Annotated in this window: 16 protein-coding genes; 4 read left to right on the top strand and 12 right to left on the bottom strand. The window is 47.8% G+C overall.

The genetic code is table 11. The features are described 5' to 3' along the window. Window positions 1–41 precede the first annotated feature (41 nt). The 4 genes from L4D06_RS04260 to L4D06_RS04245 all read right to left on the bottom strand — a co-directional run bounded on the left by L4D06_RS04260 (window position 42) and on the right by L4D06_RS04245 (window position 3,492). Window positions 42–1,061 (bottom strand): Fe(3+) ABC transporter substrate-binding protein, encoded by a 1,020-nt coding sequence (locus tag L4D06_RS04260; RefSeq protein ID WP_274162887.1) that lies wholly within the window; start codon window positions 1,059–1,061, stop codon window positions 42–44. A gap of 184 nt (window positions 1,062–1,245) precedes the next feature. Next, window positions 1,246–2,475, bottom strand: a complete 1,230-nt coding sequence (locus L4D06_RS04255; protein WP_429737956.1) for an ammonium transporter — start codon at window positions 2,473–2,475, stop codon at window positions 1,246–1,248. 21 nt (window positions 2,476–2,496) lie between these two features. Then, on the bottom strand, window positions 2,497–2,835 hold the full coding sequence (gene glnK / locus L4D06_RS04250; protein WP_274162889.1) for a P-II family nitrogen regulator: 339 nt from the start codon (window positions 2,833–2,835) through the stop codon (window positions 2,497–2,499). Window positions 2,836–3,114: 279 nt separating this feature from the next. Beyond that, window positions 3,115–3,492: a YacL family protein gene (locus tag L4D06_RS04245; RefSeq protein WP_274162890.1), complete on the bottom strand. Its 378-nt coding sequence runs from the start codon at window positions 3,490–3,492 to the stop codon at window positions 3,115–3,117. 96 nt (window positions 3,493–3,588) lie between these two features. Between L4D06_RS04245 and L4D06_RS04240 the strand changes: the two genes are divergently transcribed. From L4D06_RS04240 to L4D06_RS04230, 3 genes are all read left to right on the top strand, one after another. Beyond that, a complete protein-coding gene (locus L4D06_RS04240; protein ID WP_429737955.1) occupies window positions 3,589–4,740 on the top strand; it encodes a sugar diacid recognition domain-containing protein in 1,152 nt (383 codons plus the stop codon). Between the two features lie 123 nt (window positions 4,741–4,863). After that, entirely contained in the window at window positions 4,864–6,129 is a 1,266-nt protein-coding gene (locus L4D06_RS04235; protein ID WP_429737954.1) for a GntP family permease, read from the top strand. Between the two features lie 11 nt (window positions 6,130–6,140). After that, on the top strand, window positions 6,141–7,280 hold the full coding sequence (locus L4D06_RS04230; RefSeq protein ID WP_274162893.1) for a glycerate kinase: 1,140 nt from the start codon (window positions 6,141–6,143) through the stop codon (window positions 7,278–7,280). Between the two features lie 104 nt (window positions 7,281–7,384). Here L4D06_RS04230 and acnB read toward each other — a convergent pair whose 3' ends face one another. Beyond that, a complete protein-coding gene (acnB, locus tag L4D06_RS04225; protein WP_274163012.1) occupies window positions 7,385–9,982 on the bottom strand; it encodes a bifunctional aconitate hydratase 2/2-methylisocitrate dehydratase in 2,598 nt (865 codons plus the stop codon). Window positions 9,983–10,208: 226 nt separating this feature from the next. After that, on the bottom strand, window positions 10,209–12,479 hold the full coding sequence (locus L4D06_RS04220; RefSeq protein ID WP_274162894.1) for a patatin-like phospholipase family protein: 2,271 nt from the start codon (window positions 12,477–12,479) through the stop codon (window positions 10,209–10,211). A gap of 88 nt (window positions 12,480–12,567) precedes the next feature. Here L4D06_RS04220 and L4D06_RS04215 point away from each other — a divergent pair, with 88 nt between their 5' ends. Further along, window positions 12,568–14,472 carry a methyl-accepting chemotaxis protein gene (locus L4D06_RS04215; RefSeq protein ID WP_429737953.1) on the top strand — a complete coding sequence of 635 codons (1,905 nt, stop codon included), beginning with the start codon at window positions 12,568–12,570 and terminating at the stop codon, window positions 14,470–14,472. A 93-nt stretch (window positions 14,473–14,565) separates the two neighbouring features. Here L4D06_RS04215 and L4D06_RS04210 read toward each other — a convergent pair whose 3' ends face one another. From L4D06_RS04210 to ampD, 6 genes are all read right to left on the bottom strand, one after another. Next, window positions 14,566–16,209 (bottom strand): methyl-accepting chemotaxis protein, encoded by a 1,644-nt coding sequence (locus L4D06_RS04210; protein WP_429737952.1) that lies wholly within the window; start codon window positions 16,207–16,209, stop codon window positions 14,566–14,568. Between the two features lie 397 nt (window positions 16,210–16,606). Continuing rightward, the gene (lpdA, locus tag L4D06_RS04205; protein ID WP_274162897.1) at window positions 16,607–18,037 is read right to left on the bottom strand and encodes a dihydrolipoyl dehydrogenase; all 1,431 of its coding nucleotides are present in this window, start codon (window positions 18,035–18,037) and stop codon (window positions 16,607–16,609) included. Window positions 18,038–18,255: 218 nt separating this feature from the next. Then, a complete protein-coding gene (gene aceF / locus L4D06_RS04200) occupies window positions 18,256–20,148 on the bottom strand; it encodes a pyruvate dehydrogenase complex dihydrolipoyllysine-residue acetyltransferase (protein ID WP_429737951.1) in 1,893 nt (630 codons plus the stop codon). A gap of 13 nt (window positions 20,149–20,161) precedes the next feature. Beyond that, window positions 20,162–22,825 carry a pyruvate dehydrogenase (acetyl-transferring), homodimeric type gene (gene aceE, locus L4D06_RS04195; RefSeq protein ID WP_429737950.1) on the bottom strand — a complete coding sequence of 888 codons (2,664 nt, stop codon included), beginning with the start codon at window positions 22,823–22,825 and terminating at the stop codon, window positions 20,162–20,164. 168 nt (window positions 22,826–22,993) lie between these two features. Continuing rightward, a complete protein-coding gene (gene pdhR / locus L4D06_RS04190) occupies window positions 22,994–23,767 on the bottom strand; it encodes a pyruvate dehydrogenase complex transcriptional repressor PdhR (RefSeq protein WP_274162900.1) in 774 nt (257 codons plus the stop codon). 301 nt (window positions 23,768–24,068) lie between these two features. Continuing rightward, window positions 24,069–24,629: a 1,6-anhydro-N-acetylmuramyl-L-alanine amidase AmpD gene (ampD, locus tag L4D06_RS04185; RefSeq protein ID WP_429737949.1), complete on the bottom strand. Its 561-nt coding sequence runs from the start codon at window positions 24,627–24,629 to the stop codon at window positions 24,069–24,071. Window positions 24,630–24,773 lie beyond the last annotated feature (144 nt).

Raw genomic sequence — 24,773 nt, 5'->3', positions numbered from 1 at the left:
GGGGGAATCAAATTCCCCCTTACTATTACAGAATGAAGTGATTACAGATCAAACTTCACTTCATCAAGCAGTTTCATCGCTTTCGTGTGATTTTCTGCAATAGTTTCTAGCGGCAAATCGTCGGCAGTGTATTCACCCCAAGAAGCCACAAGCTCAGAGCGAGCAACACCAGGCTTCACTGGTTCTTCGAAGTTCACTTCCGCGTACATTTGCTGTGCTACGTCTGACGTCAAAAACTCCATCAGTTTTTGCGCGTTATCTTTATTCGGCGCGTATTTCGCCATTGCCATACCGCTAATGTTTACGTGAGTACCATTGGCGTTTTTGCCAGGGTAATTCAGGTATACGCTGTCAGCCCATGTTTTTTGCTCTTCATCTGCCAGCATTTTACCAAGGTAGTAGCTGTTGCCCAGCGATACATCGCACAGACCTTCAGAGATAGCTTTCACTTGGCCACGATCATTGCCTTGTGGCTTACGTGCTAGGTTTGCTTTTACGCCTTCCAACCAAGTTTTAGCCTCTGCCTCGCCATGATTAGCGATAACAGCAGAAACTAGCGATACATTGTACGGATGCTTACCAGAGCGTGTACAGATTTTTCCTTTCCATTCAGGCTTCGCAAGGTCCATGTAATCAAAGTCATCGCCCAATTGACCAACACGATCACGTGAAGAGTAAACAGAACGAGAGCGTGTAGTCAGCGCAACCCAACGGTCTTCGCTGTCGCGATATTGTGAAGGAACGTTCTCATCAATGATTTTGCTATCAACTGGCTGAACCAAGTCTTTGTTAACCAGTTCCATCAAGCGAGAGATATCAACCGTGAGCAGAACGTCTGCTGGGCTGTATTCGCCTTCCTGTTCAACCTTTTCCGCCATGCCTTTTTTCGCAAACTTCACGTTTACTTTAATGCCGGTTTCCTTGGTGAACTCGTTTAGCATCGGTTCAATCAAAAATGGCTGACGGTAAGAGTAAACATTCACTTCTTCCGCAGCATTCGCAGCACCACTGGTACCCACAATCCCTAGCACCAAAGCAGATGCTGACAACAACTTTTTCATGTTTTTCCTTCCTAAACCGAAACTGTAATGAGAACGTTTATCAGTATCGTTAGTATACATATTACTAATCCGGAATCAACACCATGCTTTAGCTATCAAAGAAAAAAGCCCCACAACGTAAAGATGTGAGGCTCTTGTTAGCGTGTAATTTGTAACAGCTTATGTCACAAAGCGTCAGCGTTCGTTATTTCACGCTAACAAACTCTGGGTAAGCATCTACGCCACAATCGTGGAAATCCATGCCTTCTAGCTCTTCTTCTTCGGTTACGCGAATGCCAATTGTGGCCTTCAAGACACCCCAAACAAGGAAGCTCGCACCGAATACCCAAGCAAAGATAACGGCCGCACCAAAGATTTGCGCACCAAAGGTCGCATCAGCGTTGCTGAAAGGTACCGCTAGCAAACCGAACAGGCCACAGGTGCCGTGTACTGAAATCGCGCCCACAGGATCATCAATCTTCAGTTTGTCGAGACCAACGATACTGATAACAACCAAGGCACCCGCCAAGCCACCAATCACAAGTGCAGCAACAGGAGAAGGGGATAGTGGATCAGCCGTGATAGCAACCAAACCCGCCAATGCGCCGTTCAATACCATAGTGAGGTCTGCTTTACCCCATGCTGCTTTACAGACACCGAGTGCAACCAATGCACCTGCTGCCGCTGCCGCATTGGTGTTCAAGAAGATTTCACCGACAGCCGTTGCGTTCTCAAAATCAGAAATCATCAACTGAGAGCCGCCGTTAAAGCCAAACCAACCAAACCACAGGATAAACGTACCCAAAGTTGCTAGCGGCATGTTTGAGCCTGGAATTGGGTAGATTTGACCGTTTTTACCGTATTTGCCTTTACGTGCACCCAGCAGTAATACGCCAGCAAGTGCAGCAGCTGCGCCCGCCATGTGAACGATACCTGAGCCCGCAAAGTCACTAAAGCCTGCTTCTGATAGGAAGCCACCGCCCCATGTCCAGTAACCTTCAACAGGGTAGATAAACGCGGTCAGTACCACAGAAAATGCGAGAAAAGCCCAAAGCTTCATACGCTCGGCAACCGCACCAGACACAACAGACATGGCTGTTGCAACGAAGACAACTTGGAAGAAGAAGTCAGAAGCTAGAGAGTGATCCGCGCCTTCGCTTTGTGTGCCAATCAAGAACCCTAGAGATGGCAACCAGCCAGCCTCGGCGTTATCGACGTACATGATGTTGTAGCCCACTAGCAAGTAAGTTGTACAAGCAATGGCATACAAACAAATGTTTTTAGTCAGGATTTCGGTGGTGTTTTTTGAGCGAACCAAGCCCGCCTCTAACATGGCAAAGCCAGCGGCCATCCACATTACTAGTGCACCTGAAATCAAAAAGAAAAATGTATCAAGTGCGTATCGCAACTCAGTCACAGTGGTTAATAATTCCATGTTCTATTCTCCCTTAAACCCTTAAATTGCTTCCGAATCCATCTCACCAGTACGAATACGCACGGCTTGCTGGAGGTCGTATACAAAAATCTTTCCGTCACCAATCTTGCCGGTCTGCGCCGCTTTACTGATGGCTTCGATAATTTCATCGACGTTTTCTGAGTGAGCCGCGATTTCTAGTTTTACTTTTGGCAGAAAATCCACTTGGTATTCTGCGCCGCGGTATAGCTCGGTGTGTCCCTTTTGACGACCAAAGCCTTTCACTTCAGATACTGTCATTCCATCTACGCCGACTTCAGCTAGTGCTTCACGCACGTCATCGAGCTTAAATGGCTTGATAATCGCATTGATCAATTTCATTCCCGTCTCCTTGAACCAAAAATAAGATGTTCTGTACAAGGAGTAACAAGTTGCGTGCCAATTTTTATTTAATATAAATATCAATAGATTAGGTTGAAACTGATAATGTGAGAGGATTTCAATGCACCGAATTGGTGCGAGGCATTCACTATTATTAAGCAGACAGCTTGGAGGGTATCAGTCATGCACCATCGGGTGGCATACAGAAAAAATATAACGCGTATCACTCTTTAGGCATGCGGCATTCCGTTTCCGCAACCGATTGAAATTAAAAGATAACTATCGACCATAACGACGAATAAAGTCTTGCCATGCTTCAAGTAGCACCGCGAGATCTTCTGGCCCACAAAGCGACATACTTTCTTCTTCGTATGTGTGCAGATCATTTTCTGGCATCTCTTCGTCATACCCTTCAATCAACACATTCGCTTGCACCAAGGCTTCTTCTTGCGTGAGTTGTAAATGGAAGACCTTACCCGCTCTATTCCATTCCCCACCTTGCGCCATCACCGCCTGTAAATGGTTAAGAACATTATCAATTTCAGCATGATCTGTGCCTAGTTCATCAATCAGCCAGCGACCGAGTGCTTCATGCCCCATTGGCAGTTCCGCATGAAAACTGTCATCTAAAGTATTGCGTCGAAATTCATAGTCCACGTGGTATCCTCGATATCACCGTATTGCCAGTCATCAAAAACCGAGACTAAGCTGGCAGTTATAAAAGTGTGCCTATTTTCAGGATCTGAAGACCCAATGCAACTCAATACCATGATCGCACGCCAGATCGTCGAGAGAACGATGAAAATCATCGGTCATTCCGTCAATGTCATGGATGAACGCGGCCTAATTATAGGCTCGGGAGACCCAAGTCGTTTGCATCAAAGGCACGAAGGCGCATTATTGACACTCGCTGAGAACCGAATTGTTGAAATTGATGAAGCAACATCAAATTCTCTAAAAGGGGTTAAGCCGGGAATAAACCTTCCAGTGATGTTCAACAACAAAGCCATTGGCGTGGTGGGCATCTCGGGTTTGCCCGACCAAGTGCGAAACTATGGCGAACTGGTGAAGATGACCGCAGAGCTCATCGTTGAGCAAGCCGCATTTATCTCCCAGATGCAATGGGACAAACGTCATCGTGAAGAGTTGGTGCTTCAGCTTATTAATGAGTCCGAGCTGAATAATCAACAATTGCTATCGATTGCACGAGGTTTGGATCTTGATCTTGAGCAGCCCCGCGTCGCCGCAGTGGTAAAACTCTTGCCTCGAGATGCTGAAACCCTTTCGCTCGAACACCTGCAATCCATGGTACACATGCTCGAAAACCCTGAACGAGATAATCTCGTCGGTATATCTTCAGTATCACGCCACGAAATTGTCGTGCTTAAACCCATCACCACTGAACATGGTGAATGGTCTCAGCAATCCGAACACAAAAAAGTCAAAAAACTCCTTAAACGTATTTCCGATCAGAAATCATTTCATGTGCAAATCGCTTACGGGGGCTATTTCCCGTCGCTAAAGGGGCTCTCGCGCTCTTACCAAACAGCCAGTGCAACACTCGCTGCTGGGCAGCACCAAGGCTCTGTTCTGTTTTATGAAAATCATACTCTCCCAGTTCTTTTGAGCGCGATGCCCGATAACGATTGGCGAACGCGTCAGCTGCACGAGCCAATGCTGGCACTCATAAAAAATGATACTCGCGGCACACTCACTAAAACACTCACCGCCTTTTTTGATCAAAATTGTGATTTGGTTCAAACGTGCGAAAGTCTGCATATTCATCGCAATACGCTGCGATATCGCCTTCAGCAAATCAATCAAGCAACCTCTTTAAATATCAATCAATTAGAAGGGAAAACCCTTCTATATTTGTCGTTTTTAAAATGGCAGCAAAACACCTAAATTGTGCAAATGCACAATATTGATTGAATTTCATCGCACTATCTTTAGTCAGTTGCCCAATGCTAATCACTCATACTGGGCGTACAGTGCTGATAGTTTTTCGTTTCAGCCGAGAAGTATGAGATGACCGAAGTATCTACATTGGGCGCATTGGCAGCCCTCATCGTTTCCATAACACTGATTTTAAGAAAAGTACCGCCAGCCTACGGCATGATCATTGGTGCACTCGTCGGCGGTATTGTCGGTGGTGTATCTTTAACAGACACCGTGACCCTCATGATTGGCGGCGCACAAGGTATCGTGACAGCGGTACTTCGCATTCTAGCTGCAGGTATTCTCGCTGGCGTACTGATCGAATCTGGCGCCGCAACCACCATCGCCGAAACCATCGTGAAGAAAGTGGGCGAAACACGCGCCCTGCTTGCATTGGCAGTCGCCACCATGATCTTAACCGCTGTTGGTGTGTTCGTGGATGTTGCCGTGATCACCGTTGCACCCATTGCTCTAGCCATTGCACGTCGTGCAGACCTTTCCAAGATGGCGATTTTGCTCGCCATGGTAGGCGGTGGTAAGGCAGGTAATGTGATGTCACCAAACCCGAATGCCATTGCAGCAGCCGATGCCTTCAATGTCCCGCTAACGTCAGTGATGGCGGCGGGTGTCATTCCCGGTTTGTGCGGCATGATGGCGGCATACTTCATCGCATTGAAACTGAAAAATCGTGGTAGTAAAGTCGCTGCGCATGAAGTGGTTGATGTCGACATGAGCCGCTTGCCTTCTTTTGCTGCCGCCATGGTCGCGCCGCTCGTCGCCATTTCTTTGCTGGCACTTCGCCCTATCGCGGGTATCAATATCGACCCGCTCATTGCCTTGCCTTTAGGTGGCTTACTGGGCGCGCTTGCTATGCGCCGAGGCCGCGACACCAATCACTTCGCGGTTTCCGGATTGAATCGCATGGCGCCTGTCGCAGTTATGCTCCTCGGTACCGGTACGTTGGCTGGGATTATCGCTAACTCAGGCCTGAAAAACGGCTTGATTGACCTGCTAACAACGTCTGGTTTGCCATCTTATCTTCTGGCTCCGTTCTCTGGTGCCCTGATGTCACTAGCGACCGCGTCCACCACTGCCGGTACAGCTGTCGCAAGTAGCGTGTTTGCCAACACCATCCTTGAACTTGGCGTTCCAGCCATTGCTGGCGCTGCAATGATCCACGCTGGTGCAACCGTGTTTGACCACATGCCACACGGCAGCTTCTTCCATGCTACCGGTGGCGCAGTGCATATGGACATGAAAGAACGCTTGAAGCTTATTCCTTACGAATCAGCGGTTGGTTTCGTTATCGCACTTATCTCTACACTGATCTTTGGTGTGTTTGGCCTATTTGTATAAGGACGTTACTGATGAAAATTGTTATTGCTCCAGATTCTTACAAAGAAAGTTTGTCTGCCATGGACGTTGCAACCGCAATCGAAACGGGCTTTAAACACATCATGCCAGATGCAACCATAGTGAAACTGCCAATGGCAGATGGCGGTGAAGGAACCGTTCAATCAATGATTGATGCGACAGGTGGTCGACTTGTCGATGTGACGGTAACAGGACCATTGGGCACGCCAGTGGAAGGATTCTTTGGCCTACTCGGTGATGGCGAAACCGCAGTCATCGAAATGGCGGCAGCATCCGGTCTGCACCTTGTTCCCACTGCATCGCGTAACCCATTGTTGACCACCAGCTTTGGTACGGGTGAGCTCATCAAAGCGGCACTGGATTTAGGGGTTAAGCACCTTATTGTTGGCATTGGAGGCAGCGCAACCAATGACGGTGGTGCTGGTATGGCACAAGCATTGGGTATAAAACTGCAAGATGAAGCAGGCAACCCTATCGCATTTGGCGGTGGCGCGCTGAGTACCTTACATACCATTGATACCTCTGGGATTGACCCACGCCTAGCCAACGTAAAGCTGGAAGTAGCCTGTGACGTCGATAACCCGCTGTGTGGTGGAAAAGGCGCATCTGTTGTTTTTGGCCCTCAAAAAGGCGCAACACCAGAGATGGTCAGCACCTTGGACAGCAACCTCGCACATTATGCTGAGATCATGAAGATTCAGTTAAACAGTGATGTCAAAAACCGTGCAGGCGCAGGCGCTGCAGGTGGCATGGGTGCTGCATTGTTAGGTCTGTTTGATGCGGATTTACGTCCGGGTATCGAGATCGTCATGGATGCAGTGAATCTCTCTGAACATTTGAAAGATGCGGATTTGGTGATCACCGGTGAAGGCCGTATCGACAGCCAAACCATTCACGGCAAAACCCCTATCGGTGTGGCGCGTTGTGCGAAGACCTTTGGTCTGCCAGTGATTGGTATTGCAGGCAGCATTACCCAAGACAGCGTCGTCGTGTATGACCATGGCATTGATGTGTTGTTTAGCGTGGTATCCGGTGCGTGTACGTTGGAAGATGCGCTGGCCAATGCGAAAGAGAACGTTGAACTGACCGCCCAGAATGTAGCGAGAATGATGGCGGTTGGCCGCCATAGCTAACAAACGCATCTCCTCGCGACAGACAGGTACAAAAAAGCCTCCAACTCAGGAGGCTTTCTCTTATCTAGCGTCTCGTTTCTCAAAGAAAGAGACTCACCGAGCAGTTATACCGCAGCTTGGATGATCACATCATCTGCTTTCTTGGTGTACTGCTCCATACGGTGGAAGTTCAGGTAGCGATACGTATCGGCTGCTGTTGCATCGATTTGTTTCGCAAACTCTAAATACTCTTCAACCGTTGGGATACGACCAATGATCGCGCCGACCGATGCCAGTTCCGCAGAAGACAGGTAAACATTCGCACCTGTACCTAGGCGGTTCGGGAAGTTACGGGTAGAGGTAGACAGTACGGTTGCTTTATCAGCAACGCGCGCTTGGTTACCCATACACAGTGAACATCCTGGCGTTTCGATACGCACACCTGCACGGCCGAAGATACCGTAGTAACCTTCTTCCGTTAGCTGGTCGCGGTCCATTTTCGTTGGTGGTGCAACCCATAGACGTGTTTCAAGCGTGCCGCCGAACTTGTCCAGAAGTTTACCAGCCGCACGGAAGTGACCAATGTTGGTCATACAGCTACCAATGAAGACTTCGTCAACCTTGTCGCCCGCAACGTCAGAAAGCAGACGTGCATCATCAGGGTCATTCGGCGCACACAGAATTGGCTCTTTAATGTCAGCCAGATCGATTTCGATCACTTCTGCGTACTCAGCGTCTTTGTCCGCTTCCATCAGTTCTGGATTGGCCAACCACGCTTCCATCGCTGAAATACGACGTTCGATAGTACGAGGATCGCCGTAACCTTCGCTGATCATCCACTTCAACATCACGATGTTAGAGTTTAGGTATTCAGACACTGACTCTTGAGACAGCTTAACGGTACAACCTGCCGCTGAACGTTCTGCAGATGCGTCTGACAGTTCAAACGCTTGCTCAACCGTCAGGTGCTCAACACCTTCGATCTCAAGGACACGGCCAGAGAATGCGTTGATCTTACCTGCTTTCTCTACCGTTAGAAGACCTTGCTTGATGCCGTAGTATGGAATCGCATGAACCAAATCACGTAATGTGATACCCGGCTGCATTTCACCTTTAAAGCGCACCAAAATAGATTCAGGCATGTCCAACGGCATGACGCCCGTTGCTGCTGCAAACGCAACCAAACCAGAACCTGCAGGGAACGAAATACCCAGAGGGAAACGGGTGTGTGAGTCACCACCTGTACCAACGGTATCAGGCAGTAGCATACGGTTCAGCCATGAGTGGATAACACCATCACCCGGACGCAGTGCCACACCGCCGCGGTTCTGAATGAAATCAGGTAGCGTGTGGTGAGTAACAACATCAACAGGTTTTGGGTACGCAGACGTGTGACAGAAAGACTGCATCGTCAAATCCGCAGAGAAGCCAAGACACGCAAGGTCTTTCAGCTCATCACGGGTCATAGGGCCAGTGGTGTCCTGAGAACCGACGGTAGTCATCTTAGGCTCGCAGTATGTGCCCGGACGGATACCTTCAACGCCACATGCTTTACCGACCATTTTCTGAGCCAGCGTAAAGCCTTTACCCGTATCGGCAACTGCCTGTGGACGGCGGAAAACATCTGATGCTTCAAGACCTAGTGCTTCACGTGCACGGTCCGTCAAACCACGACCGATGATTAATGGAATACGACCACCAGCACGCACTTCATCATAAAGCACGTCTGTTTTCAGAGCGAAAGTCGACAGCACTTCGTCTGATGCATTGCTGCGTACTTCACCTTTGAATGGGTACACATCAATCACATCGCCCATGCCAAGCTTAGACACGTCCAATTCGATTGGCAGCGCGCCTGCATCTTCCATGGTGTTGAAGAAGATTGGGGCAATTTTGCCACCTAGGCAGTAACCACCCGCACGCTTGTTCGGTACGTTAGGGATGTCATCACCCATGAACCAAAGCACAGAGTTGGTCGCAGACTTACGAGAAGAACCCGTACCCACAACGTCGCCCACGTACACAAGTTGGTGGCCTTTTTCTTTTAGCGCTTCAATTTGTTTGATAGAGCCAATCACACCAGGTTGGTCTGGTTCGATACCATCGCGAGCATTCTTCAGCATTGCTAGCGCATGCAGAGGAATATCTGGGCGAGACCAAGCATCAGGTGCTGGTGACAAGTCATCGGTATTGGTTTCACCAGTGACTTTAAATACGGTTAGCGTGACTTTTTCTGGCACGTTTGGTTTAGACAGGAACCACTCAGCATCTGCCCAAGATTGCATGATTTGCTTCGCGTGAACATTACCCGCTTTCGCTTTCTCTTCCACATCGTAGAAAGAATCAAACATCAACAGCGTGTGAGACAGGGCTTTTGCCGCGATTGGTGCGAGTGCTTCATCTTCCAGCAAACCAATCAGCGATTCGATGTTATAGCCACCTTGCATGGTGCCTAGCAATTCAACAGCTTTCTCTTTGCTGACAAGTGGAGACGAAGCTTCACCTTTAGCAACCGCAGACAAAAAGCCAGCTTTAACATAGGCAGCTTCATCAACACCAGGTGGAATACGGTTTTCAAGCAGGTCGACAAGGATAGCTTCTTCGCCTGCTGGTGGATTCTTGAGTAATTCGATTAGGCTTGCGGTTTGTTCCGCATCAAGTGGTTTAGGGACAATACCCTGAGCAGCACGTTCTTCGACGTGTTTACGGTAGGCTTCAAGCACGACGTTTTCCTCATATTGCGGTCTGACCATCACGGTCAAACATCCTTGGAATTAAGCTCGGCTTGCAGGCACTTAACGAAGTGTAGGGGTGACTATCTTTCTATAGTGCCCTGCATGACGAAGCTGGTATGTTATCACTTTTTAACCAAATTTTAAATTCCAACCCCGGAATGAAACATTTGATTTAGCAACAAGAAAAGGGAGTCCTCCCTTCACTTTTGGACCTTTAAAATTCAGTTCCGAGTATAAAATAGAACGAATCGAGATCATTTTCTGTACGACCATAGGCGATAATGATGGGGCCTAATGGCGAATCAACCCCCGCAAATATACTGCCTGCCATGTAAAACGGTACTTCTTTTAGCGAAAAGTCTGGGTTGTTCCACACTCCGCCGTATTCCAATGAAGTCCCTAAATAAACAGGAGATTTAAACAAACCAAAATCGTTATCCAGCAGACGATAGCGGTAAACCACGGTTCCAAAAGCAATATTGTTTGCCCACAGTGAATCTCGCGGTATACCTGACAAGTTAAGAAACCCTCCTAACTCATGCGGTTCGATAGCGACATTGCCAACACGCGCATTAATGGTGCCGTATTTAGCCTTGCCATACATCGTATGCTTACCGATGTTCTTCGCGTAAATACCTTCGATATTAAGCACACTGGCTTCAGATTTTGCACCACCATCACTCCCATCGAGTTCATCGCGCGCATAACCCAAAGACATAGTTAAATAGCCACCACGATTAGGGAATACTCTGCTATCCAAGGTGTCCAATGTCATACTGACAAAAGGCATTTGGCGCACATAGTGTTGCTTGGCATAGCCACCCGCTATCTCTTCTTCACCATCGAGATAGCGATACCCCACCATGAACTCCCCCCAAAGTTGGGGTTGCCAGCCAAGTCCCACTTCCGCTATCACTTCACTGAAACGCGTACCTAACGTGAAGGTTTCATCCTCTAAATTTGGCTCTTCTCCACGGAAATAGGCATCACGCTCACGAATTTCTAATCCACCCAGCGCCTGAGCAAAAAAGAGTTGGTCTGCAGAGAATGGAAGATACAGTTCGGCTTGAGCGCGCTTATCAGTTCCTAGCTCAAAAAGGCTTCTGATCTCAGCGCCATAATCTGTCAGCCCCGTACTATTGATACTGACACCTGCTGAAAAATTGGTACCAGACTCAAAACTGTCCTCCAGTGCGAAACGGAAGTCGACAAAATTTGGCCCCCAGCTTTTTTCTTTCACATCAACAACAAGCACATTCTCATCACCTTGGTGCTCAAGGTGATAGCGAACCGTTTCAAAGCGATCTAGAGCATAGAGATTTTGTACCGACTGCTCTAATTTCTTACTATCAATTCGCCCTGTTTGAAGCGATAACCGAGCTTTTAATACGTCATCAGAAAAACTGGTGTCATTGTTTATGACAATATTGTCCACGGTCAGGATATCGCCATACATCATCAAGCGACGGCGAAGCTGCTTCTTTTCAATATACGCTTGATACTGACCCGAATTTAACCTCAGTGGCGCAAGTGCTTCTTTGTTTGCAAACGTCACCTGATAGCCTTTCTCATAAGCTTCAGGCATGCGATCGAACTCGGTGGTTTCCATGTCACCAACATCAGGCGTCAACAACACATCGCTATCCGTCATATTCGCAATTTGCTGATCGGTGCTGTTGCGCACCATGTAATTCACCAGTTGATTCATAACAGAAAGATAAGACCCTAGCTCCGCCGCTGGGCTGTAATCTGTGCTGATATCAACGGCAATCACAATATCTGCGCCTAACGCTTTAGCAACGTCTACCGGCATGTTGTTCACCGACCCACCGTCAACAAGGTAGCGTCCTTCGAGCTCTACAGGAGGGAGCGCACCAGGTACTGCCATACTGGCCAACATGGCTTCAGTGAGCTGTCCATCACCAATGACGACAGGCACCAGTCGCTCTATATCAGTGGCAACAGCACGATAAGGCACGACCATTTGGTCAAAAGATTCAAAAGAAGGAAGGTTGCCCGTCGATTCGCGTAATATTCGAATCATATTCTGGCCTTGGACAATACCTTGCGGAGTTTTCAGGCTCTTAAGGTCAAAACCGAAGTTTGTCGATAAGTTGTATCGATCTTCATGTTCCTTATCTCGAGTGCGTCTGTCGCCTCGATAAACACGATCTTGATAACCTTCACTCCAATTGGTCGTTTCGATCAGCACTGAAATTTCATCCGCAGTCATACCAATCGCATACAGCCCACCGACATAGGCTCCCATACTGGTACCTGCGATGTAATCCACTGGAATACGCAACTCTTCAAGCGCTTTTAATACCCCAACGTGCGCGGCGCCTTTCGCGCCACCACCACCAAGAACTAAACCAATGGTTGGTCTTTGAGAATTTTCTTCCCCAAGCGCTAAAGATGCTGGTAGTACGGCCGACAACAGCAGTGCTGCAGTAACCAACCTGCCCTTTACTAGCCAATTAAACATTTTTGCTGCCTTGCATTTCTTTAATGTCCATATATACAAATAACGACGCTAAACGATAGTTGGCGTCACGGAGAAAGGCCTGTACTTCATGCGATTAACCATCAAACAAAAACTTATTTTCGCCATGATCGCTTCGGTGATTGCATCCACCACAATCGTCAGTTTCCTGAGTTTAACAAAAGCGCACGACATGGTAGAAACGCGCTTACTCGAAAATGAGCTCCCGCTGCTCTTAACCAATATTCGCGAAGAAATTGAGCAAAACGTATCACAACTGACGTCTGCTGCCGAACAACTAGCGAGCATGCCAATGACCGTATCTGCAGTGCGTGCACCTGGCGATCCTCGCGACAAATCGGATATCGTCACAACACTTCAGGCACTTAAGCAACAATACCAATTGACCGATGCCTCTGTCGCCAACCGCATGAATGGTGACTATTGGAACCAAGACGGTTTCCTGCGCCAGCTAAAACCGGATGACAGCTCTTGGTTCTTCAAACTCGTAAACAGTGGTGAGACACGTACCACTAGCGTTTATCGTGAAGACAATGGCGACCTAAAATTATTCGTTAACTACCAGCAGACTAACGGATATTTACTCTCAGGTCTGTCGCGCTCCATGGATAACATGGTGAATTTCATGAACCAGTTCAAAATCGAACAAAGCGGTTTTGTGTTCATGGTATCCCAAGATGGCAAAGTGCAATTGCACAAAGACACCTCGAAAATGGGAAATAACACCATCGCTCAAATGTATCAGGGAAATGTTCGTGACCTGTTAGTACAACGTGACTTTAACCTCATCTCCGCCTCTAACGGCGAACGTGATGTCTTGCTAGCATCTAGCTATATCCGTGATTTAGATTGGTTTGTTATCGCTGAAGTCCCCACTGCTGAAGTCTATGACGAACTCACCATGGCCGCTCAACAAATCATCCTGCTTTCCGTGCTTGTCTGTGCGCTCATTGCTCTGGCAGCCGTGCTTCTCGCATCAACCATTACCCGTCCAATCTCTGATCTTGCGAAAGTATTTCGCGACATTGGAGAAGGTGAAGGCGACCTCCGTCAGCGCCTAGAAATAAAAACAAATGATGAAATTGGTCAATTAGCTCAAGGCTTTAACAGTTTTGTCAGCAAGATTCATCAGGTCGTCGGCGATGTAGCATCAACTAGCCATTCTCTGAACAACGCAGCATCGGTCGTTGCCAAACAAGCACAAATGACTCAAGACCAAAGTCAAAGCCAACGTGACCGCACGGTATTGGTGGTCACTGCTATCAATGAAATGGGTGCGACGGTCAATGAAATTGCCGCAAATGCAGCTCATGCTGCGGATTCTGCCAACCATGCAGCCAACGAAACGGCGACAGGTCAGAGCGTTGTGATGTCTGCACAAAACAACATTCAGCAACTCGCGACTGAAATGGACGACATGACGGATATGATCCGTAAACTAGCAGGAAACACCCAGCAAATTGGCAGCATTTTGGATGTTATCCGCGGCGTGTCTGAACAGACAAATCTTTTAGCACTTAACGCAGCCATTGAAGCGGCGCGTGCGGGTGAGCAAGGCCGTGGTTTTGCGGTGGTTGCAGATGAAGTCAGAAGCCTTGCAAGCCGAACAGCACAATCGACGAACGAAATTCAAACCATGATTGACGAGCTACAACAAGAAGCGCAACTCGCAGTAAACGTCATGGAGAACAGTCAACAACTCACAGTTCAGGGCGCCGAAGCATCACAGAATGCATCTTCTGCTTTGATGCAGATTAATGATCAAATTGTACGTATCTCTGACCTCAACACTCAGGTGGCCACCGCGACTGAGGAGCAATCGACTGTCGTCACTGATATCAATCGAAACATTGAAGACATTAATACCACCACACAGTTAACCGCAGAAACGGCAGATAACATGGCCAGTGCGAGTGATGAGCTTCGCGAGCTTTCACATAAATTGGATGAATTGGTACGAAGCTTTAAGCTCTAAGCTCTAAGCTCTAAGCTCTAAGCTCTAAGCTCTAAACTCAAGCCAAATAAAAAACGCCGCAATTGCGGCGTTTTTTATTGCGATGTTAACGCGCTAGACGCGAAAGCCGCTCACAACCTTGTCCAGTTGAAGGCTCTTCTGTGCCAGTTCATTACATGCCTGCTCAACGCTTCCTAAGTTCTGATGAACGCGTTGACCATTGTCGACAATACCGTGAATGTTACGGTTAATATCTTCAGATACAGCACGCTGTTGCGAAGACGCTGTCGCAACCTGAGAGTTTTGATCATTGATCGTAATGATCATAGTCGAGACCGCATCAAGGTATTCTGCGGTTTGCTCAATGTGTGAAACAGTATCATTGCTAGCTTCGCTGCTCTCATTCATCGCGAAGACCGCGTTTTTGGTTCCTGTCTCCAGTCGCTCAATCATATTGCGAATTTCTTCGGTGCTTTGCTGTGTTTTATTGGCCAAGTTACGCACCTCATCAGCAACCACCGCAAAACCACGGCCTTGTTCACCCGCACGCGCCGCTTCAATCGCCGCATTCAGTGCCAACAAGTTGGTTTGCTCAGCAATACCACGGATCACGTCGACAATTGAAGCAATGCTATCCACATCGTGGTTAAGGGAGGTGATCATCTCTTGAGATTGCTCAATACGATTTCTCAGCGCAGACATCGCATTCACCGTCCCTGCCACACTGCTTTGCGCAGCGCCGATCTCTTGGGTTGCCGCGCCGGTCGCATCAGCTGCATCCATCGCGTTTTGACTTATCTGAGAGCTGCTGGCGCTCATTTCCTGCACCGCAGCAGCAATCATGTCACTCTCACGCTGCTGGTTTTCTGTTTCTGTGACACCACTACGAATCGCACTTTCAATCTGAACAGTATGCTCACGAAGATGATTCGACGCATCCACCACTTCTTTGATACTGACTTGGATCTTCGCAACAAAGCGGTTGAACGACTCACCCAACTGACCGATTTCATCTTGCGATCGCACCGTCAGACGCTGCGTAAGATCCCCATCACCGGAGGCAATATTCTCCAATGCCTCACCCATTTCTTTAACGGGTTGCAGCAATAAACGAGACAGTAAAATCCCACCAAAGATGGCGAGTATCAAGGCGGCGATGGAACCACCAATAATCAATCGCTCAGCTTGAATAGTTGATGCATCAATATCCTGTGTGATTTCCGATGACGCGATATTAATCGCCTTCAGCAGAGTCTTCAGATCACGACGAAGTCCAGCAAATGTCTGCTCAATCTCTTCATAGTTATCTGCATACTCTTGAGCAAGAGATTCTGGCTTCAAAATCATCGACTCTAATCCCTTACCCCAAACTCTCGTGTCTTCGATGAGTTGATCCAACTTAACTTGATGACTTGGATCAATCACACCCGCATCAATCACAGCTTGAATCGCCTTAAGCCTAGGAATGGCCTTAGGGGCATTGTCATAAAATTCGAACTTCTGCTTTTCAAGCGTTTCTTCTGTTACGCCTTTGGCTATTAGCCCTTCAACGCTTCCGAGCACTTGATACAAGTCGCGATAAGCGTCATCAATACTCTCAATGGTCGGGTGGATTTTCTCGTTTAATATTGTATTTAGCGCTACCTGTCGTTCAAAGGTTTGATACGACATACCAAGAACAAGTGTAAAAATGGCCGAAACAAAACCAAGGGGAAGGAACAATTTGGTTCGAAACGAAAGTTGGTTAATTAACTGCATGAATTCCTCAAGAGCAAATACGTGACGTTGGTAAAAAGAAATAGTAAGAAGTGGTTCAGCGTCTGTTCGCGGAAGGTCGTGCAACTCTGTATCTCTAACGGTTTCGTTCCAAAACACACGCCCCAGAGCACAAGGTGCAGAGTGAGAACGTCGTAAAGAACAAGGGGGCAATGGTAGCAATTGAAACTATTGATAAGAAATATAATATGAATAAATGTTGATATAACATCGAAAAAAAATACAGCGTACTTTTTGTTTTGTTACACGCCTTCAGAAAACCGTTAACCAGTTGTAACCAAAGAAATAGGTGACGACTTACGCCTGATAAGAATGCGAAATGCGGGCAAAAAAAAACGCCTCGAACTTCGAGGCGTTATTTATTCAGTACGGAGAAGAATTACTTTTTCTTCTTCACGGCTTTTGCATTTGGTAGGTCAGTGATTGAACCTTCGAATACTTCAGCAGCAAGACCCACTGACTCATGTAGAGTCGGGTGAGCGTGGATGGTCAATGCGATATCTTCTGCATCACAACCCATCTCGATGGCCAGACCGATTTCACCTAACAGTTCACCACCGTTAGTACCAACAATTGCACCACCGATAACACGGTGAGTATCTTTGTCGAAAATCATCTTAGTCATACCGTCTGAGCAATCAGACGCGATTGCACGACCAGAAGCCGCCCACGGGAAGGTAGCAACTTCGTAGTTGATGCCTTCTGCTTTCGCTTCTTTCTCAGTCTTACCAACCCAAGCAACTTCTGGCTCAGTGTAAGCAATTGAAGGGATCACTTTAGGATCGAAGTAGTGTTTCTTACCAGAAATCACTTCTGCCGCGACATGACCTTCATGCACACCTTTGTGCGCAAGCATAGGTTGACCAACAACGTCACCGATCGCATGGATGTGAGCAACATTGGTACGCAGTTGTTTATCAACATTGATAAAGCCACGCTCATCAACTTCAACACCCGCTTTCTCAGCGTCTAGCAATTTGCCGTTTGGTACACGACCGATAGCAACCAGCACTGCGTCATAGCGAACAGCTTCTGCCGGTGCTTTCTTGCCTTCCATTGAGACATAAATGCCGTCTTCTTTTGCTTCAACCGCTGTCACTTTGGTTTCAAGCATCAAGTTGAACTTCTTGCTGATACGCTTAGTAAAGACTTTGATGATGTCTTTATCAGCCGCAGGAATAACTTGGTCGAACATCTCAACCACGTCAACTTGTGAACCCAGCGCGTCATATACCGTACCCATTTCTAGGCCGATAATACCGCCGCCCATCACCAACAGCTTCTCTGGAACTTCTTTCAGTTCTAGCGCGTCAGTTGAGTCCCAAATACGTGGGTCTTCATGTGGGATAAATGGCAACTCAATTGGGCGAGAACCTGCCGCAATGATTGCGTTATCGAAGTTGATGGTAGTCGGACCTTCAGCGCCCTCAACAACGATGGTGTTCGGGCCAGTAAATTTACCGTATCCGTTAACCACGTTAACTTTACGCATCTTAGCCATTCCGCCAAGACCGCCAGTTAGTTGGGTAACCACTTTGTCTTTCCAAAGGCGGATTTTGTTGATGTCGGTTTGTGGCTCACCGAACACAACGCCATGCGCAGACATCGCTTTGGCTTCTTCGATAACTTTCGCAACGTGAAGTAGGGCTTTAGATGGGATACAACCCACATTCAGACACACACCACCTAACGTGCTGTATTTTTCTACCAGAACGGTTTCTAGACCCAAGTCCGCGCAACGGAATGCCGCTGAATAACCAGCAGGACCTGAACCCAGTACCACGACTTGGGTTTTGATTTCTTTACTCATTCTGACCTCGTTGTAGTCTTATATCCCTGACAGGCTAAGAGATTCTTTTTATGATGGAGCCGTTTTGTTTCACGACAAGTACACTTTGGTGAAGGCACTTATTTGGTCCAACATTTTACAGCCGTGTTAACAAGCTGAAAAATAAAAACCCATAGCCTGTGAGCTATACATCAAATCAGCGTCCGCCATATGCAGGTGAACGCTGATAGGGTGTCGTATTACAGTACCAGACGGCGAATGTCTGACAGACACTCGTTCAGGTAAGTCACGAAACGTGCACCTTCTGCACCGTCGATCACGCGGTGATCGTAAGACAGTGACAGAGGCAACATCAGGCGAGGAACGAAGTCCTTACCATTCCAAACCGGTTTCATTTCCGATTTAGATACACCCAGGATGCCAACTTCTGGCGCATTAACAATTGGGGTAAACGCGGTACCGCCCAAGCCACCAAGGCTAGAGATAGTAAAGCAACCACCTTGCATGTCCGATGCAGTCAGCTTGCCTGAACGTGCCTTCTTAGACACTTCCATTAGCTCAGCAGACAACTCGTAGATGCCTTTCTTGTTAACGTCACGGAATACAGGAACAACCAAGCCATTTGGCGTGTCCACCGCGATACCGATGTTTACGTATTTCTTCAGAATCAAGCTCTCACCGTCGTCAGACAGAGAAGAGTTGAACGATGGGAACGCTTCAAGTGCTTTCGCAGCCGCTTTCATGATGAACACCAATGGGGTGATCTTCATGCCAGTGTCTTTCTTCGCTTCCACTGCATTCTGTTCTTTACGGAATGCTTCTAGTTCAGTGATGTCTGCGTTATCCCACTGTGTAACGTGCGGGATCATTACCCAGTTACGGTGCAGGTTAGCGCCAGAAATCTTCTTAATGCGAGACAACGGTTTGGTTTCAGTTTCACCAAACTTGCTGAAATCAACTTTCGGCCAAGGTAGCAAACCAAGTGCTGCGCCATCGCCTTTGCTCGAAGCAGACGCTGCTGCGCCAGACTCAAGACGCTTAAGCGCCTCTTTCACGTAGCTTTGAACGTCTTCTTTCAGGATACGGCTCTTACGACCAGAACCCTTCACTTTTGACAAGTTAACGCCAAACTCACGCGCTAGACGACGAACAACCGGTGAAGCATGTGCATATTCGTTGTTTTCAACGAATTCAGCCGATGCCGCAGGGGCTGCTTGAGCCACAGGTGCTGGTGCCGCCGCTTGCGCAGGCGCTGCTGCAGGAGCAGGAGCCGCTGCAACTGGCGCTGCTGATGCTGCACCAACGGTCTCAAATACCATGATCAATGAACCGGTAGAGACTTTGTCACCCGCTGCGATTTTGATTTCTTTCAGTACGCCAGCGAACGGTGCAGGGACTTCCATCGAAGCCTTGTCACCTTCAACAGTGATCAGAGATTGCTCTTCTTCAATGCTGTCGCCAACCGCAACCATGATTTCAGTGACTTCTACTTCGTCGCCGCCGATATCAGGAACGTGAACTTCTTTCACTGCAGCAACAGCTGGAGCTGCTACTGGCGCTTCAGCTGGTGCTGCCGCAACAGGAGCCGCACCCGAACCTGCAACTTCAAAGATCATGACCAGTGAACCGGTAGACACTTTGTCGCCCGCAGCGATTTTGATTTCTTTCAGTACGCCAGCGAATGGGGCAGGCACTTCCATTGAAGCCTTATCGCCTTCAACAGTCAGAAGGGATTGCTCTTCTTCAATGCTGTCGCCGATAGCTACCATGATCTCAGTGACTTCTACTTCGTCACCACCGATATCAGGAACGTGAACTTCTTTCAGCTCAGCGACCGCTGGTGCAGCAACCGGAGCCGCTGCAGGTGCTTCTGCAACAGGAGCTGGAGCAGCAGCTGCGCCTGCCTCTTCAAAGATCATGATCAGAGAGCCAGTAGAAACCGTGTCGCCTTCAGCGATTTTGATTTCTTTAACAACACCCGCTTGTGATGCTGGTACTTCCATAGACGCTTTATCACCTTCAACAGTGATCAGCGACTGCTCTTCTTCAACTGTGTCACCAACGCTGACGAGGATTTCTGTTACTTCAACCTCATCGGCACCGATGTCTGGAACATTAATTTCGATTGCCATTGATTTATGCCTCTTACGCGTACAGTGGGTTCACTTTCTGAGTATCGATGTCGAATTTCTTAATCGCTTCAACCACGACAGATTTCTCGATATCACCACGTTTTGCTAGCTCGCTTAGCGCAGCAACAACAACGTAACCTGCATTCACTTCGAAGTGACGACGCAGGTTCTCACGGCTGTCTGAACGACCGAAGCCATCCGTACCCAACACTTTGAAAGACTCAGAAGGCATGAACGCACGAACTTGTTCTGCGTAGTTCTTCATGTAGTCAGTCGCTGCGATTGCTGGCTCAGAACCCATCACTTGTGTGATGTAAGGTACTTTCTGCTCTGCATCTGGGTTTAGCATGTTGAAACGCTCTGCATCTTGACCTTCACGTGTTAGCTCATTGAAAGAGGTAACAGAGTAGATGTCAGACGCAACGCCGTAGTCTTCGCTAAGGATTTGAGCTGCTTTGCGAACTTCGTTCATGATGGTGCCTGAGCTCATCAACTGAACTTTGTTCGCACCAGCGTAAGACTCAAGTTTGTAGATACCCTTACGAATGCCTTCTTCAGCGCCTTCTGGCATTGCTGGCATTGCGTAGTTCTCGTTCATCAGCGTTAGGTAGTAGAACACGTTTTCTTGTTCTGGACCGTACATGCGACGGATACCGTCTTGCATGATTACCGCTAACTCGTACGCGAACGTCGGGTCGTAAGAAATACAGTTAGGGATGGTGTTCGCCTGAATGTGGCTGTGGCCATCTTCGTGCTGTAGACCTTCACCGTTCAGCGTTGTACGACCCGCCGTTGCACCCAATAGGAAGCCACGCGCTTGTTGGTCGCCAGCCATCCACGCCATGTCGCCCACACGTTGGAAGCCGAACATTGAGTAGTAGATGTAGAACGGGATCATTGGCAAATCGTTGGTGCTGTAAGACGTTGCAGCAGCGACCCAAGACGACATTGCGCCCAGTTCGTTGATACCTTCTTGCAGAACCTGACCTGAGGTCGCTTCTTTGTAGTAAGAAACAACGCTGCGGTCTTCAGGGGTATATTCCTGACCCGATGGGTTGTAAATACCGATTTGACGGAACAAACCTTCCATACCGAAAGTTCGTGCTTCGTCCGCAATGATCGGAACGATGTTCTTACCAATGCCTTTGTTTTTCAGCAGGATGTTCAGAGTACGAACAAATGCCATGGTGGTAGAGATGTCACGCTTCTGCTCATCAAGCAGAGGTTTAAACTCTTCCACTTCAGGGATCACGAGTTCTTCAGTGAACTTAGGCAGACGCTTAGGCGTGTAGCCGTGCAGTGCGTTACGACGCGCATGCATGTATTCGTATTCTGCTGAACCTTCTTCCAATTTCAAGTATGGAAGAGCTTTCATGTCTTCATCAGAAACCAGCTCTTGCAGGCCTAGACGATCACGTAGGTGCTGAACATGGGTCATGTCCATCTTCTTCACACCGTGCGCAATGTTCTTACCTTCCGCCGCTTCACCCATGCCGTAACCTTTTACGGTTTTCGCTAGGATAACGGTTGGACGTTCTGTGGTTTCTTGTGCTGTTTTAAATGCAGCAAATAGCTTCGATGGCTCATGACCACCGCGCTTAAGTGCGAAGATTTCTTCGTCAGTCATGTCAGCAACCAGTGCTGCAGTCTCTGGGTATTTGCCGAAGAAGTTCTCACGAACGTATGCGCCATCTTTAGACTTAAATGTCTGGTAGTCACCGTCGATGGTTTCGTTCATCAGTTGAAGCAGTTTACCTGTGGTATCTTTTGCTAGAAGTTTATCCCAGCCACTACCCCAAACCACTTTCACTACGTTCCAACCTGCGCCTTTGAACAGACCTTCCAGTTCTTGGATGATCTTGCCGTTACCCATTACTGGGCCGTCTAGGCGCTGAAGGTTACAGTTAATCAGGAAGCATAGGTTGCCAAGCTTTTCACGAGCAGCGAAAGAGATCGCGCCACGTGATTCTGGCTCATCCATCTCACCATCGCCCAAGAACGCATAAACGCGCTGAGCATTAGTTTCTTTCAGGCCACGGCCTTCTAGGTACTTCAGGAAGCGAGCTTGATAGATAGCAGAGATAGGACCCAGACCCATAGATACGGTCGGGAACTGCCAGAATTCAGGCATCAATTTAGGGTGCGGGTATGAAGGAATACCTTTGCCATCCACTTCTTGACGGAAGTTGTCTAGCTGCTCTTCAGTCAGGCGGCCTTCAACAAACGCACGTGAGTAGATACCCGGAGAGATGTGACCTTGGTAGTAAACCAAGTCACCACCATCCACCTCGTTAGGTGCACGGAAGAAATGGTTAAAGCACACTTCGTAGAATGCAGAAGCAGACTGGTAAGACGCCATGTGGCCGCCCAGATCCAAGTCTTTTTTCGATGCACGCAACACGATCATGATCGCGTTCCAACGAATGATAGAACGAATACGACGCTCCAGGTTTACGTCACCTGGATATGCTGGTTCTTTATCCGCAGGGATGGTATTCACATAGTTGGTGGTGACGCCTGTTGGCATATCAACACCATCAAGGCGCGCCTTTTCCATTACTTGCTCAAGTAGGTACTGGGCGCGTTCTACACCTTCTTCACGGACGACTGATGCAAGAGCTTCTAACCACTCTTGAGTTTCAAGTGCGTCCACGTCATTTTTCATGACTTCAGACATGGCGATCTATCCTTTCGTTGATTGACTTGTACAAAACTAATTGTTGTCGCAGCTGAAAAACGCATCCAGACAACGCGTTAAAGTTTTCGGAGTTCATACACCAATCGCACTATGTATTTGCCCAAATGCTGCCTCAAAAGGCTGAACAAATATCTAGTGCGATTGGCATTATTCCGATTCGTCCTTGCGTTGCTGAATTCGGCGAAGCGAGCGCTCACGGCGGCTTTCTTCTCTACCCAAATCCAGCAAAGTTTCCTCTATAAAGGCCAAATGCGCATGCGATGCCTGTCGGGCTTTTTCTGGTTCCCCGGCAGTAATGGCTTGCACTATGTTGGCTCTGTGTTTGCTTACTTTATCGACGACATCATGACGTCGATTCAGCAGTTCAAAGTTTTGTAATATGTTGTGCTCAAGCAATGGCGCCAAGCTGCGCATAATATGCAGCAATACCACGTTGTGTGATGCTTCGGTCACGGCAATCAAGTATTGCATAACCGCAGCGGCTTCGGCTTTGATATCACCAAGTTGCTGAGCTTCGCGAATGTTATCGTGACAATGACACACTCGCGTTAAATCTTCTTCAGTGCCTCGTAATGCAGCAAAATATGAGGATATACCTTCAAGTGCGTGACGAGACTCTAATAAATCAAGTTGGCTTTCTGGGTGCTCGGCCAGTAAATCAATGAGTGGCTCTGAAAATCGTTGCCATAATCGTTCACTGACAAACGTGCCACCACCTTGCTTACGATTCAGTAATTTCTTTGCTTCTAAACGCTGAATTGCTTCGCGAACAGAAGGACGAGAAACATCAAATTGCTTCGCTAATTCACGCTCTGGCGGCAATTTTTGCCCCGGCGATAATGTTCCTTCAAGAATCAGGCTTTCTAGCTCTTTCTCGATAACATCTGACAGTTTGGGTTGACGAATCCGTTGTATAGCCATCGTTCTTCTTAGTTATTTGGCGCCGGAGTGCCTGCGCGTCCCTTCCCATTTACCTATCTTGTCAATTGGTAAGACCAATTAAAAAACAGGTGAAAATTTACCAGAATGAGGCTTAAGTGTCTACCGTAAACTTGATTTGTGTCATAGAAATTACACTAAGACGCTGAATGCCTTTCTCACCCTGACCTCACAATGGTCAGACCAATTTATTTGGACACATTCATAAAAATGTACTACGTCGTTCATGACGCTTTCATTTTCGGAACATAAGCGTAAACAAAGCGTTACGAGAAAAAGTAATTTATCCCTTCACCAATGATTGGATCTGAGCGTGAAATGTCATCCAGTTAAATGACCCGCCGGGATCCGTTTTTCTTCCGGGCGCGATATCGCTGTGTCCAGTGATTCGTGACGGCGTGATCGCGGGGTAATGGTGTTGAATGGATTGACTCACTTCTGCCAAGCATTGGTATTGCACATCGGTATATGGCAAATCATCGGTGCCTTCTAATTCAATACCAATGGAATAGTCATTGCACTGCTCTCGCCCTTCAAAGGACGACACACCCGCATGCCAAGCGCGTTGATCAAAAGGAACAAACTGCACCACTGCGCCATCTCGTTTAATCAAACAATGCGCTGACACCGTCATCTCGCGGATTTCATCAAAATACGAATGCGCGTTTGAGATCAGTTTCCCTTGAAAAAACTGCTCAATATAAGGCCCACCAAACTCACCAGGCGGCAAGCTAATGTTATGAATAACAAGCAGGGATACATCGTTAGGATCCGGTCTTTGGTTACAGTGCGGCGACGGTAAATAAGAAGCACAATCTAACAGATGACGAGTAATAGTTAACATGAAGTGATTCTTTGTTTCTTCCCTATAAACAAGTACTGGGTATTTTAATCCATTTCATCAAAATCCCTAACAATTTAAACGCGCATAACTCACAAATGCATGCCTCGCAATCTCATTCCCTCGCAGGTAAACTTGTTAACAACA

Source organism: Enterovibrio makurazakiensis (assembly GCF_050336585.1).
Lineage (GTDB): Bacteria > Pseudomonadota > Gammaproteobacteria > Enterobacterales > Vibrionaceae > Enterovibrio > Enterovibrio gelatinilyticus.
The sequence above is the reverse complement of the archived record's forward strand: the minus strand, read 5'-3'. Positions and strand labels throughout refer to the sequence as shown.